Source organism: Polaromonas sp. (assembly GCF_039930745.1).
Taxonomy (GTDB): Bacteria; Pseudomonadota; Gammaproteobacteria; order Burkholderiales; family Burkholderiaceae_C; genus Polaromonas.
This window is the reverse complement of the sequence record NZ_JBDTTH010000107.1, coordinates 1-12798: the sequence shown is the minus strand read 5'-3', so window position 1 is coordinate 12798 and position 12798 is coordinate 1. Positions and strand designations below refer to the sequence as shown.

Below are 12798 nucleotides of genomic sequence, written 5' to 3'. Positions count from 1 at the left end.
TTGTCGATCAGCAGCTGCAGCAGCTGCGTTTCCATGTCCTTGATGACGTCCATCATTTTCTTGATGACCTGGCCGGTCAGGTCCTGGAAGTCCTGGGCCATCATGATCTCGATCAACTGGGCATTGGTGGCACTGGCCTTTTTCGGAACGTCCAGCAGGTAGCTGCGCGTATCGATCACCAGTTCGCGTGCATGGTCAAGTTCCGCGGGTTCGGCAAACCAGGCATCCCAGCGGTGGTTCAGCGCCTGGGCCTGGCGCGACAGCTGGTCCTGGATGGGCTGGGCAGCGTCAACGGCGTTAAGCGCCCGCTCAGCGGCACGTTCTGTCATCTGGGCCACATAGCCGAGACGGTCGCGCGCATCTGGAATGGCTTCTGCGGCCCTGGCGATGCTTTTGTCCAGGCCCAGCTCGCGCATGCCTTCGCGCATCTGGCGCGTCAAATGCCCGATGCGGTTGACCAGCTGCTCGGCGGAATCGCCGGCTATCGGGTGTGACAGTGCTTCCTGCGACATGTCACGCACCTTCTTTCGCGATCTTTTCAAAGATCTTGGTGATTTTTTCTTCCAGCGTCACAGCCGTGAACGGTTTGACGACGTAGCCATTGGCGCCAGCCTGGGCCGCCGCAATGATGTTTTCCTTTTTGGCTTCCGCGGTCACCATCAGGACCGGCAACTTGGCCAGATGGGGATCGGCGCGGATGGCCAGCAGCATGGCCAGGCCGTCCATGTTCGGCATGTTCCAGTCGGAGACGACAAAACCGTAGTTGCCGGTCTTGATCTTCTCCAGCCCGACCGCGCCGTCTTCAGCCTCGTCAACATTGACGAACTCCAGTTCCTTGAGCAGGTTGCGGACAATCCTGCGCATGGTCGGGAAGTCATCCACGACCAGAATTTTGATGTTTTTATCTACCACGTGAACTCCAGAATTTGACTAACAACACAAACCATGGGCCGGTGGATTCCAGCCACCCGGCAAATTTCTTTCCGCGCCCTATTCCGTTTCCAAATCATTCGTGAACGCGAAGGCGAAGCGACGACAGTACAAACGTACGGCTAGCGAAGCCGACAAAGTGCACGGATGATTTAGAAATGGAATTACACACGGTTGGCCCTCTCACCGAAGGACCGCAGATGGGCCATCACCCGCTGGCTCATTTCCTGCATGGCAACCACCTCGTCCGCAGCCCCGAGGGCGATGGCTTCGCGCGGCATGCCAAACACCACGCAGCTGGCTTCGTCCTGCGCCAGCGTGTAGGCACCGGCCTGGTGCATACGCAGCAGGCCTTCCGCGCCATCGCGCCCCATGCCGGTCAAAATCACACCGATGGCATTTTTCCCCGCATGCCGAGCCGCAGAATCGAACAGCACATCGATGGAAGGCCGGTGCCGGTTGACCGGAGGCGCCTGGTCCACGACGGCCACATAGTTGGCGCCGCTGCGCGACAGCGACAGGTGAAACCCGCCGGGTGCGATGTAGGCATGGCCCGGCAATATCCGCTCGCCATGCACCGCCTCCGACACGGCAATGCGGCACAAGCCGTGCAGGCGCTGCGCAAAAGAATGGGTGAAGCCGGCCGGCATGTGCTGCGCAATCATGATGCCCGGGCTGTCCGGCGGCAACGGTTGCAGCAGCTCCCGAATCGCCTCTGTTCCGCCGGTGGAAGCGCCAATGATGATCAGCTTTTCGGTGCTCAGCAGGGGGCTGCGCAGCAGCGGCGCCTCTGCCGGTGCGGACCCGGCTTCGGAAACCGCCCGTTTGGCGGGCAATATACGCGCCGCCGCGGCCACGCGAATCTTGCCGGCAATCAGGTCGGTATAGGCAATCAGGCCGTCGCGTATGCCCAGGCGCGGCTTGGTGACAAAGTCAATCGCACCCAGCTCCAGGGCACGCAGCGCCGCTTCCGATCCGCGTTCCGTCAGCGACGACACCATCACCACCGGCATGGGCCGCAGGCGCATCAGTTTTTCAAGAAACTCCAGTCCGTCCATACGCGGCATTTCAACATCCAGCGTCATCACGTCCGGGTTGTGCTGCTTCACCAGATCGCGGGCCACCAGTGGGTCGGAGGCCGTGGCCACCACGGTCATGTCCGGCTGGCTGTTGATGATCTCGGTCATCAGGCTGCGTATCAGCGCAGAGTCATCGACGCACAGGACCCTGATTTTTTTCATGCTCATAGGGCCCACTTATTACGGTTGTTGTTTCCGCGCAGGACGCCCGTATTGAAAAGCTCCACCCGCGGGCGTTCCTGTTTCTTCGCCAACGTCCCCGCCAGTGCCAGCTCTTCCTTTTGTACCAGCAGCACGTCGTTCTGCTTAACCAGCTTGCGCACGGTCACCCGCCCGCTGGCCGGAAAGTAGTTGATGCGGCGCGGCAGATCGCCCCGCAGGTCCTGCGCCGCGATGCGAACCTGCTCCAGCTGCAGGTAGCGCAGCACGAAATCAGCATTGCGTTCGCCGATATTGAGCATGGTCATGTTGGCCAGCACGGCCCCGCCGCCGAAGACCTTGGCCTCCAGCCGCTCGCGCCTGGCGCCGGCCTTGATGAGCTCATTGAGCAGCATCTCCATGGCGTAAGCGCCATAACGCATGGCCGCCGCCGAGTCGCGGGAGGCCGCGTCCGAATCGTCCGGGAGCATGAAGTGGTTCATGCCGCCAATGCCCGCGGTGGTGTCGCGCAGGCAGGCGGAAACACACGAACCCAGCACCGTCGTCAGCACCATGTCTTTGCCGGTGACGTAATATTCCCCGGGCAGGAGCTTGACAGCCTCAACGCCGAACTCGCGGTCGAAGTAGTGGTGGCTGGCAACCGACTCCATGTCTCCTGCCATCATTCAGGCCCTTTCACCGGGCCAGCCGCCAGTTCATACACCGTCTGGCCGCGCAGCCGCAGTATCTGGCTGGCAAATGAAAAATTTTCGGAGTGCCCGGCAAACAGAACCCCATGCGGTTTCATCAGCGGCGCAAAACGCTGCAGGATCTTGTGCTGCGTCGGCTTGTCAAAATAAATCATGACATTGCGGCAGAAAATGGCGTCGAACGGTTCCTTCAGCGCCCAGCGCGGGTCCAGCAGGTTGAGCTGCGAGAACTTCACCATCGCCGCCACCTCCGGCCGTATCCTCACCTTGCCAGCCTGTGCGCCCGAACCTTTGAGAAAAAACCGCTTCAGCCGCTCGGGCGACAGCTTGCTGACCTGCTCCATGGTGAAAACGCCGGCCGCCCCCTTGGCCAGCACCTGCGTGTCGATGTCGGTGGCCACCACACTGGCCGAACCCGCACGGTTGCCCAGGGCTTCGATCAGCGTCATGGCTATCGAGTAGGGCTCCTCCCCCGTGGACGCGGCCGAGCACCAGACGCTGACCGGCTGGTCGCAACGCCGCACATGCTCGGCCAGCACCGGGAAATGATGCGCCTCGCGAAAAAACGAAGTCAGGTTGGTGGTCAGCGCGTTGGTGAACAGCTCCCACTCGTCGCTGTGGGGGTCTGCCTCCAGAAAGCTCAAATAGGCGGAAAACTCCTTCATCCGCAGTTCCCGCAGGCGCCGCGCCAGGCGGCTGTAAACCATTTGCCGCTTCTGCGCGCCCAGCGCAATGCCCGCACGCTGATGGATCAGTGTCCGTATCTTCGAAAAATCATGGTCAGTGAGAAGGAAGTCCGGTCCCACTGAAGAGGTCGCTGCGATGTACGGTGTGGTGTTCATGGGTTTGTTTCGTGGCGTGCATGCGCTGGCTCCTCCGGTTCATGCACACGCTTCAATGTACACAGCGCAAGCCGCTCGCCATGCACCGAAAAGCACGGAAAACAACCCCTTCTTTTTGTCATGGCCGGCATCTGGCCGCGACGGTCCCGCAAATGGCTGCGGCCACGGTTGCAGCCGCGAGGCCGCAGGCACGGGGAATCAGAGCTTGATGTTCTGCGCCCAGGCCAGCGCTAGCAGGTGCGCATCGTTCACCCGCTTCGCCGTCACAAACAGGGCGTCCGCAAGGTCTGCCGAACAGCCGTCCTCGCGCTCGCAGGCTTCTGTAAGCGACAGGAAAGGGCCGTACTTTCCCCCGCGCGAAATCAGGGCTTGCACAATGGCATCGGGCAGCACAATCTGGCTGAGCACCTCGGTGATCGGAACACCCAGCATTTGCCCGAGCAGGGAAAACATGCCCACCACAAACAGGTCTTCCGATTCGCCCCGGGAAAGCAGATCCTGGCCTAGAAGTTCCGTCAGGCGTCCGCGAACAATGGCGGCCTGCAGCAATGCGGGCGAGAAACTCACGGTGTTGGTCATGGCCAGCAGCAGCGAGAGCCAGCGGAACAGGGGCGTGTAACCCAGCATGGCCACCGCATGGCGCAGCGACTGGATTTCAACCTCGATGCCGAAGCTGGCTGAATTGATATAGCGAAACAGCTTGTAGGAAAGAACAGCGTCACGTTTGAGCAGCTTTTCCAGATGCCGGACATCGGCATTTTCCTGGACCATTTGCATCAGTTGCAGGATCAGCACCGTTTGCGGCCCGAGTTCTCCTGGCTGGTTTTGTTTGCGCGGGGCCAGGCAGAGGTTTCCGAAGAACCCGCTCAAACCCAGGGCCGCACAGGCGTCAAACGCCGCCCAGTCCTGGCACGGCGTCAGCACCACCGCCAAAGGGGGCTGGGTATGCACGGCCAGGCTGCTGATGGTGGTCAGGTCGGGATGATCCAGCCCCAACTCCACGTGGCTCAGCAAGGCAAGCAGGGACTCACTCGACTCCAGAAAGGCCAGGTCTGCATCGCCAATGGCCAGGCTGAAGCCATGTTCACGCAGGGTGGTGGCGGCGGCCACGTCATCGCCGTCCGCCAGGTCGGCCCGGTTCAACACCAGCACGGTATCGGGAGGTGCCATGGTCTGCAGCGTTTCGGCGGAACGCCGGGCGGGCCGTGCATCAAGGAATAACCGGCCCAACGGCGTGTCGCTGGCACGCTCGGCCACCAGCGCCAGCAAATGGTCCAGGTCGGTCTCGCCAGATGGCAAACCTTTTTGCCAGCCCAGCTTATAGCCCAGGACCTGCTGTTTGGGATCGAGCAGGGGCGCACGCACAAGGTATTTATCTTCAGACATGAGGCTTCAGGTTCAGGTTGTGAGAACTGCAGTTCCCGTCGTTCATTCGCATTCCTGTGGACCGGCGGCTGGGTTCATACCGGTTTCCACCACCTGTCGCGTCGTCGGCAGGCTTTACACGGCTCACTTTAAGAAAGAACCGAAAGTTTTCATCCTCTGAGAAAGCAGGAAATCACCGCTCTGTTTCCGGATTCAGGGACGGCGATCACCGCTTGTGCAGCAACGGGGCCTGCAGCGCCTGGGTCTCCGGCCAGAGGAAGAAGCAGCCGCACCGGGCCGCACGCTTCAGATGACTTTTGCTCTGTTTTTTATAGCTATCCAGGCACAACAGGTAGGGGTCGAACGGCTATTTCTTCTGTAATCCAGGCGCAGAGGCCCGAGCAGGAATGAGACCCCAGCCTGTTCCATGAATACAAAAGTCCCCGGCGTGCGGCGTAAGCGGCCGGCCGCAGGCCTGCCCGCTCAGTGCAGGAGTGTCACACGGGCCGAACGGGAAACGCACGGCCGTGCCCACGCTGCTTCAAGACAACGACGCTGTACAGCGCTGCCAGCGATTCCCGGATGGCATGGGTGACCGAGGGCAACTCCGCCATCGCTGCTTCAGTGATGTTTGTCCCAAGCAGCGATATGCTCACAGACGCTTCCTCGACAATGTCCGCCGACATCGTCTTGAGTGTTTCCCGCAGTGCCGAGTCAGCGTGATGTGCCCGGGGCGATGCATTGAGCACTGCAACGGGCTTGTTGACGAACGCCTCAAAGCTGACCAGCCAGTCCAGCGCATTCTTGATGGTGCCGGTAACGCCGTGTGCATATTCAGGGCTGGCAATCAGCAAGGCATCGGCCGCCGCGACCTCGGCGCGCAATTGCGCAACGCCGGGCGGCATATCGATCTCCAGGTCGGGATTGAAGAGCGGCAGCACGCCGACCACAGAGCAGAATGTGACTTCAATTTCAGGGGGTGCCAGGCGCGCAGCCGTGCGAAGGAGTGCGGAGTTGATGGATGCAGCCCGCAGGCTACCGGAGATGGCGAGGACCTTCATGGCGTTCAAACCCGCCAATCAACTGCGGTCGCAAGCTGCGGACGCATGGGAAATTCAAAAAACATGGCCTTGATAATAGCCCGCCCGTTTTGGCTCCCGGGCTAAGCTGGGGGCGTGCCCCATATTTTCACCAAAGCCGAAAGGCCGATACTAAGAAACGATGAACTGGAAGTCGCTGGTGATGCGCCCCTCCTCATCGACCTGAAGAAACTCCAGGCCCACGGCCACCACCTCACGCGTGGCCGGGCGAATCATTTCCCAATTGAACGTGATAACGCCAGGCAAGACTTGCGCGTTCTTCACGGCGGCGAATGCGTAGCCTGCGTCACGCACATTCTTCGAGTACGAACCCATGATGCGCTCCTCCAACGCTGCATGACCTCGCGCTTCGCGTGTGGACACATAGTGAACACCATCTGGCCGCCAGAGCGCGGAGATGGCTTCCCGCCGCGCCACCGGATCGGGTTCATTCCATACCGCGGCATAACGGTCGGCCAGTTGTTGTGCATCGATCTTCATGATTACTCCTTGGGAAATGTGGTTTGGCTGAAATATCGGTACAAGGCCGCCACGCCGAGCGCCAGGACGAACAGGTAAATCAGGCTGATGCCAAACGCATGCGGAATACCTGTGGAAACGGGGCCCTGGCCCAGCGCGCCGTAGAACAGGATTCCGATCAGGGAAACACCCAGCGCATTTCCCACCTGCTGCACGGTTGCCATGACGCCGGACGCCACGCCCGCGTGCTGGGGCGGCAGTCCCGTCAGCACGACCGAAGCCAGCGGCGCCATGATCATCCCGAGCCCGCAACCCTGCACAAGCAACACCGGCAACATGTAGACCACGCCCTGTACGGGAAGCCCTTCCACCATGCCGTAGAGAACCGCATCCCCGGCTGCAAGCACCAATGCGCCTGTAAAAATCGCGTTTCGGCCCAGACGGCGAGCGAACCATGGAGACGCCATTGACGTGGCGAAAAAACCCAGGGCGAGCATCGTGAACACCAACCCCGATTCGAGCGGTGGAAGCGCCAGCCCCTGCTGCAGGTACAGCGCCAATACAAAATAGAACGACGCATTGCTCGCAAAGAACATCAAGGTGATGATCAAACCCAGCTGAAATGGGCGTTGGGACAAAAGCGAGGGCGCTATCAGGGGCTGCTCACCGCGCACCGCCATGCCACGCTGATAGAGCCAAAAGACCAGGAACAATGGGACCGACGTTGCCAGGCAAACAAGGCTCCAAAGCGGCCAACCCAGGTCGCGCCCCAGTACCAGCGGCAGAACAACGGCCGTCAGCGCCAACCCGACGAGCACAACACCGGACAGATCCAGCTGGCTGGAGGGCTGGCCGCGCAACGGTGGCAGTACGCGGCGGCTCAAGGCCAGGACCAGCACGCCCAGGGGCAAGTTGATGAGAAAGCAACTGCGCCACCCAAGGCCCGCGATATCGGCGTGTATCAACAGCCCGCCAATAACCTGGCCGCTCGCTGCAGCCAGGCCCAAAGCCAGGCCATACGCGGCGAAAGCTTTGGCGCGATTTGCTCCCGTGTAAAGCATGCCAAGCATCGCCAGCACCTGGGGTTGCAGCAAGGCGCCCGCCAGGCCCTGCGCAACACGCGCACCGACCAGCACTTGGGCATTCGGCGCCAGGCCGCAAACGGCAGACGCCACGGTGAACAAACCCACACCAATGAGAAAGAGCTGGCGCCGCCCATGCATATCGCCAAGCCGCCCGCCGGTGATGAGTGCGGCGGCATTGGCCAGACCATAACCCACCACGACCAGTTGCAGCGCCGCGTTGCTGGCGTGCAGGTCATGCTGAATGGAAGGAAGGGCCACATTGACAATGAAAAAATCCAGCACCACCATAAAAGTGCCGCCAAGCATCAGCAGCAACGCGAGCGGGCTCGGAGGCAATGTGGAGGCTGCAGATGAAGGCGCAGGGGGCGCGCCAGGCGCAGCGAGTTGAGGCTTCATGGCTATCTTTCCTGAATATCTTTTAAAAAAACAGTTTTGCTCATGCCCAGGTCCTTGACGATGACCTGCGAAGTCATGTTCAAAATCAAAACGCCTGAGTTGAAAATTGCTTGTCACGGGGCATGATCGTAGGTTTCAATTAGTGGACGAACAATGATTGAAACTCTACAATTCATGTCCTTTCGTCCACATCTGTAAATGCAAATGGATCCACTCGATGAGCTTTTTTCGGCCATGCGTGTTGAAAATGCGCTTTATGCGCGCCTTGAAGCCAGGGCGCCGTGGGGCCTGAGCACCCGACGTGGCGACAACACGGCGCGCTTCGGCCTCGTGTTGCGCGGCGGCGGTTGGTTGACGCTCGACGGTGACGCCACTCACCCAGAGCCCATCGCTTTGGCAACAGGAGACTGCTTCATCATTCCGCACGGTTCGCCGTATACGCTGCGTGATGATCTGAGCTCGGCCACGGTGAACTGTGTTGATGTGGTGCGCAATAACATAGGTGGCCTGGTGCAGATTGGCCAGGCGGCTGGTGGTGCTTGCACCACCGTGGTCAGCGGCTGGTTCAATTTCGACCCCGACGGCGCACGGCCGCTGCTGGACCTGTTGCCGCCGCTGCTGCACATCCGCATGGACCAGGAGCGCACCCAACTGCTGCAGTCAGCGCTACAACTGCTGGCGATGGAGACGGTTCAGCGCGGTCTCGGCTCCGGCCTGATTGTCAGCCGCCTGGCCGACATCATCTTCGTTCAGGTGGTAAGGGCCCACATCGAAGCACTGGACCCTGAAACCGAAAGCGGCTGGCTCGCGGCGCTGTCAGACCGCCGTATCGGCCCCGCACTGCATCTGATGCACAAGGACGTCGCATCGAACTGGACCGTCGAGGCGCTGGCCGCGGCCGTTGGCATGTCGAGGTCCGCATTCGCGCTGCGCTTCAAGCACAAGGTCGGCCAGTCGCCGCTGGACTACCTCACACGCTGGCGCATGTTTCGTGCCGGGCACATGCTGCGCCACACCAGCAAGCCACTGGTGGAAGTGGCCTGCAGTGTGGGGTACGAGTCTGAAGCTGCCTTCAACAAGGCGTTCAAGCGATCCACTGGTGCGGCGCCAGGCGCCTACCGGCGCAATGTACAAGCCCCGGCGTCTTGAAGTTGAACCTGTTCGCTTATGCAGTCTTTGGCCAGACAGACTGGGAAACGCCCCCTACATTCCCCACGAAAACCGCCCCGCAAGCCGCTTGCCATCCATCTGCAACACACCTGCGTCGCGCCTGACCGTGAGGGAGAAGTCTTTGGGAAGCTTCGAATCTCCCGGATTCGTGAAGCGGAGCAGAAGTACCTGTTGCGCGGTGTCGAAAGCATCGACTTTGAGGTACTGGAGCGGGATATCGATGCCCCGGGTACTTCCGGGCGTTACCATGCTGAGGCTCGCCACGACCGGCTTGCCGTTATCACCAACAACGATATCAAGAAGATAACCTTGCGCTTCGAATGCAACGGAGCTTGTGGCCAATGCACCGCTGCATACGCCGACAGCAACGGCGGCTGCGAGGAAGAAGGATCGCATGAGGATGGGCATCTTATAACTCCCGCGACATGAACACGCTGTGCGGGTCTTCCACATAGCTTCCAAAGGGACCGCACAGGGAAAAACCGAAGCTCGCGTAAAGTTTCTGGGCGGGAACAAACGCGTCAATAGACCCGGTCTCGAGACTCAAGCGCCGGTAACCGCGCTCTGCCGCCACACGGATGATATGAGCGAGAACCGAGCGGCCCGCACCCTTGCGGCGCAACAGTTGCGGCGTTCTCATCGACTTCACCTCGCCGTGGGTCGGCGAAAGCTCTTTCAATGCACCACATCCAAGAAGAACGCCGTCGTCCCAAACCGTCCAGAAGGTGATGTCCGGACTTCGAAGCTTTGTCACGTCCAGGGCATGAACGCTCTCGGGCGGTGACAGCTCATACATGTTCGACAGGTGTTCGTTGAGAAGTGCAATGACTTCCGGACGGGTCAGATCGTCAGCTTCAATTCTCATGCTGGGATGGGGCTTTCATGGTTGAATATTGGGGTCTGACCAAGTTTGCGGGAAGCCCTTGGGGTGAAGCGGCCAAGCGCTTGTCGATCGCGCACTCATCACTTGAACAAATTGGTTCGTCTTTTACAAGGGCTTGCTGGCAATGAACCGCGTCGGGAGATCTTCGCAATGCTGGCCAATCCGAAAAATGACTGCTATTTCTTTGAGTAACAAGCTCGCTTTGGATAACGGCTGCAAGCGGAAATTCTATTTGTACCCCCGGCCCCACGATCCGTAGTGGCGCTTCGGAAATGCGGGATCAACCCCTTTTCTGTGTGCACCCACAGTTAAGGTCTTCGGCTCCGGTGCAGGTTCATGTTCCATAGCTAGTCTTACGCCGTTGCTTTCTGCAACGAGACGCACATAGCCTCGAATCAAGTTTTCAGAGAATTTGATCCATCCACGACGCTCACTAGACAATATCGAGCCATGCCTTGCGCTCTTCAGCGCCGTCAGCTTCGCACCAAAAATCTTTTGAGGAAGCGGAGGGCGTCCAAGCTGGTTCATGATTCTCTCGTAAGAATTGGTATAGATGCTTTGAGTATTCCTCTCGAGTTCATAGTGGTCAGCGACCGCCCAAAGAACCTCTTGGTATTGATCAAGATCTTTCTTTACAGCTTGGTCATATGCAGCGCGAAGGCGAGCTTCCACACTACCTAACGCACTGCGGACTGAGTCCATGTAATGTTCTGGGGTTAACTCCTGTACATCCTCTTCGTCGCGAAACGCTTGCCAAAATAGCTTTTCGCAAATCAGATGCACGTAGTGTGGAAACCCATCAGACACCTGAGCAATCCGAAGTCGTGAATCGTCATTGACCGACAGGCCAAGCGCCTTTGAAGCAGTATCAATAATCTCCCATCGTTGTCCGATGTTTAGCGGCGGCGTCGGCAACTGCACTTCATGGATATAGCGATGCGAAGAAGAATGCCCGCGCAGCAGGTCATCCAGAGATTTTCCAATACCGCAAAAAACGAGTGTTATGGCAACCTTACGATCGGAGAGCTGTTTAATCAATTCGGCAAACAGCTGGCGATCTTCAACGGTGGGCAAATTCTCAAATTCGTCAATGACCACAATTGACCGTCCACCTCGTCTGGACGCAGCTTCTTGGAGCAGGCCTGTTGCAGAATTTAGGTCGATGACCTCAATCGCTCGCTCGTTGGTTTTGAGACCAGCATTCAACGCAATACCGAGTCCTTGTGCGCTCACTCCCTGATTTACTTCTTCGGCAAAGTAATGCGATCTTCCCACTAGCTGATTTGCGATATCACCGATGATGGTCGTAAACGTCGTCTTACTACCGCATGCCACCAATATGGGTGCTGTCGATGCTGGGTTGTGCTCGTGGGCAATAGTTTGGGCCAGGGAAGTCTTACCGGCACCCCTATCTCCGTAGATGAAGATGTGTCGGCCAGGTGAGTTAACAGCCTCCTCAATGCTTTGCCGCTGCTTTTCTCTACCCACTAGATGCTCGAAGCTGTCGATCGGATCTGACGGCCGCACATTCTCTCTCAAAATCTTTTCGAATTCGGATTTCCCCAAACCTAATATAGCCATAGCTCACTCCTCGTGTGAGTGTTCATTACACCACTGGAGGACCGCATGAATGAGAGATATGGAGTACGTTTTCGGTGGAAAGATCTCTTAATGTGCTGAGTCATATAGTTTCTCCGAAGGGTGGTGAATGACTCCTGCGACGTTGAATGTTCGAGTGACCGGCAAACAATTGTTAGGCCGCAATACCATGAATAGTTGCTCCATCAAGTTTGCGATGAATGTATGACACCAAGCCCAGAACCTCCAGCGCATCCTGTTCGGGAATAGGCCACATAACCTTCGGCGCATGCGCCGCAGGATTGCGCACAGCGCTAAATAACCCGATGAGTAGACTTGAGAGGCCCTTTTGCTCGCTCAGTTCAGTGTCAGTGCTTAAGGAATTGATGGCGATGATTGCGCTCTTGACTGAGAACGCCTCCTGCACGAGTTCGGCACCATCGCTGGTGAGACCCGAAAGTCTCCGAATGCGTTCAGCCAAGCCTTTAATCGCTTCGAATACAGCGTGAAAGTAATTTTCTTCTAGAAGCTCCGCGCGGCAATATTCGAATACTTCCCGATGGGTTCCACGAGATTCCAGAATTGACTGCAGTCGGCCAGCTCTTGCTCTGGCACCTGCGACAGTGGACTCTCGATTTGTACGGCCGATCTTGCCGTCGTCTCGCACGGCATAGCCGACGAAGGATAGTGCAACGTTCAAGGCATCCTGCCGGCGGTGGAACAACTCCAGTGACATCACATACCGGGCCGGGTTCATGGCACGCGTAATGAACATTAGCGTGTAGTTTCCAAATTCGCGGGTGTTCTGGGCCAGAGCCAGCGCGTTGAACAGACGCTTCCACTTCGTGATACTGGGATCCGGGTCAGTAATCCCAGCGTCCGCGAGGATGTAGCCGATCTCCGACCCAGTCAGGCCCTCACTTGTGTCTCCGAGTACACGGCACACTGCCTCCAAGATCGACGGGTCGAAGCAGGGAATGCGGTCCAACTTGCGACCTAATGAATGATATGAGAGGCTCGACCCGGCTTGCCGAGACGAGTCCACACGATGGGAATACGAAGG

General features: G+C 58.7%; 14 protein-coding genes. 1 reads left to right on the top strand and 13 read right to left on the bottom strand.

What is annotated here, in order from left to right:
- The 9 genes from cheZ to ABI660_RS20805 all read right to left on the bottom strand — a co-directional run.
- Positions 1-512: protein phosphatase CheZ (gene cheZ, locus ABI660_RS20845; RefSeq protein ID WP_348071714.1), on the bottom strand; the 512-nt coding region annotated here is incomplete at its 3' end.
- A 1-nt stretch (position 513) separates the two neighbouring features.
- Positions 514-912 carry a chemotaxis response regulator CheY gene (cheY, locus tag ABI660_RS20840; protein ID WP_348071712.1) on the bottom strand — a complete coding sequence of 133 codons (399 nt, stop codon included), beginning with the start codon at positions 910-912 and terminating at the stop codon, positions 514-516.
- A gap of 182 nt (positions 913-1094) precedes the next feature.
- Complete coding sequence (locus tag ABI660_RS20835; RefSeq protein ID WP_348071716.1) at positions 1095-2171, bottom strand: chemotaxis response regulator protein-glutamate methylesterase; 1077 nt, start codon at positions 2169-2171, stop codon at positions 1095-1097.
- Positions 2172-2173: 2 nt separating this feature from the next.
- Complete coding sequence (gene cheD / locus ABI660_RS20830) at positions 2174-2818, bottom strand: chemoreceptor glutamine deamidase CheD (RefSeq protein WP_348071710.1); 645 nt, start codon at positions 2816-2818, stop codon at positions 2174-2176.
- A gap of 11 nt (positions 2819-2829) precedes the next feature.
- Positions 2830-3699 (bottom strand): CheR family methyltransferase, encoded by an 870-nt coding sequence (locus tag ABI660_RS20825; protein WP_348071708.1) that lies wholly within the window; start codon positions 3697-3699, stop codon positions 2830-2832.
- A 198-nt stretch (positions 3700-3897) separates the two neighbouring features.
- The gene (locus tag ABI660_RS20820; protein WP_348071706.1) at positions 3898-5085 is read right to left on the bottom strand and encodes an HDOD domain-containing protein; all 1188 of its coding nucleotides are present in this window, start codon (positions 5083-5085) and stop codon (positions 3898-3900) included.
- 476 nt (positions 5086-5561) lie between these two features.
- Positions 5562-6125, bottom strand: coding sequence for an NADPH-dependent FMN reductase (locus ABI660_RS20815; protein ID WP_348071704.1), 564 nt, complete (start codon positions 6123-6125; stop codon positions 5562-5564).
- A 150-nt stretch (positions 6126-6275) separates the two neighbouring features.
- Positions 6276-6644, bottom strand: coding sequence for a hypothetical protein (locus tag ABI660_RS20810; protein WP_348071702.1), 369 nt, complete (start codon positions 6642-6644; stop codon positions 6276-6278).
- A 2-nt stretch (positions 6645-6646) separates the two neighbouring features.
- A complete protein-coding gene (locus ABI660_RS20805; protein WP_348071700.1) occupies positions 6647-8104 on the bottom strand; it encodes an MFS transporter in 1458 nt (485 codons plus the stop codon).
- Positions 8105-8302: 198 nt separating this feature from the next.
- Here ABI660_RS20805 and ABI660_RS20800 point away from each other — a divergent pair, with 198 nt between their 5' ends.
- Positions 8303-9253 carry an AraC family transcriptional regulator gene (locus ABI660_RS20800; RefSeq protein WP_348071698.1) on the top strand — a complete coding sequence of 317 codons (951 nt, stop codon included), beginning with the start codon at positions 8303-8305 and terminating at the stop codon, positions 9251-9253.
- Positions 9254-9307: 54 nt separating this feature from the next.
- Here the strand turns inward: ABI660_RS20800 and ABI660_RS20795 are convergent, their stop codons facing one another.
- From ABI660_RS20795 to ABI660_RS20780, 4 genes are all read right to left on the bottom strand, one after another.
- Positions 9308-9682, bottom strand: coding sequence for a hypothetical protein (locus tag ABI660_RS20795; RefSeq protein ID WP_348071696.1), 375 nt, complete (start codon positions 9680-9682; stop codon positions 9308-9310).
- A gap of 1 nt (position 9683) precedes the next feature.
- The gene (locus tag ABI660_RS20790) at positions 9684-10139 is read right to left on the bottom strand and encodes a GNAT family N-acetyltransferase (RefSeq protein ID WP_348071694.1); all 456 of its coding nucleotides are present in this window, start codon (positions 10137-10139) and stop codon (positions 9684-9686) included.
- A 246-nt stretch (positions 10140-10385) separates the two neighbouring features.
- Positions 10386-11738: an ATP-binding protein gene (locus ABI660_RS20785; protein WP_348071692.1), complete on the bottom strand. Its 1353-nt coding sequence runs from the start codon at positions 11736-11738 to the stop codon at positions 10386-10388.
- Positions 11739-11910: 172 nt separating this feature from the next.
- Positions 11911-12798: TIGR02391 family protein (locus ABI660_RS20780; protein WP_348071690.1), on the bottom strand; the 888-nt coding region annotated here is incomplete at its 5' end.

Bases quoted from the DNA above. Each gene is read 5' to 3' on its own strand.
- ABI660_RS20815 (WP_348071704.1), bottom strand. From the start codon at position 6,125: ATGAAGGTCCTCGCCATCTCCGGTAGCCTGCGGGCTGCATCCATCAAC.
- ABI660_RS20810 (WP_348071702.1), bottom strand. From the start codon at position 6,644: ATGAAGATCGATGCACAACAACTGGCCGACCGTTATGCCGCGGTATGG.
- cheD (WP_348071710.1), bottom strand. From the start codon at position 2,818: ATGGAGTCGGTTGCCAGCCACCACTACTTCGACCGCGAGTTCGGCGTT.
- ABI660_RS20835 (WP_348071716.1), bottom strand. From the start codon at position 2,171: ATGAAAAAAATCAGGGTCCTGTGCGTCGATGACTCTGCGCTGATACGC.
- ABI660_RS20825 (WP_348071708.1), bottom strand. From the start codon at position 3,699: ATGAACACCACACCGTACATCGCAGCGACCTCTTCAGTGGGACCGGAC.
- ABI660_RS20805 (WP_348071700.1), bottom strand. From the start codon at position 8,104: ATGAAGCCTCAACTCGCTGCGCCTGGCGCGCCCCCTGCGCCTTCATCT.
- ABI660_RS20785 (WP_348071692.1), bottom strand. From the start codon at position 11,738: ATGGCTATATTAGGTTTGGGGAAATCCGAATTCGAAAAGATTTTGAGA.
- ABI660_RS20820 (WP_348071706.1), bottom strand. From the start codon at position 5,085: ATGTCTGAAGATAAATACCTTGTGCGTGCGCCCCTGCTCGATCCCAAA.
- ABI660_RS20800 (WP_348071698.1), top strand. From the start codon at position 8,303: ATGCAAATGGATCCACTCGATGAGCTTTTTTCGGCCATGCGTGTTGAA.
- ABI660_RS20795 (WP_348071696.1), bottom strand. From the start codon at position 9,682: ATGCCCATCCTCATGCGATCCTTCTTCCTCGCAGCCGCCGTTGCTGTC.
- ABI660_RS20790 (WP_348071694.1), bottom strand. From the start codon at position 10,139: ATGAGAATTGAAGCTGACGATCTGACCCGTCCGGAAGTCATTGCACTT.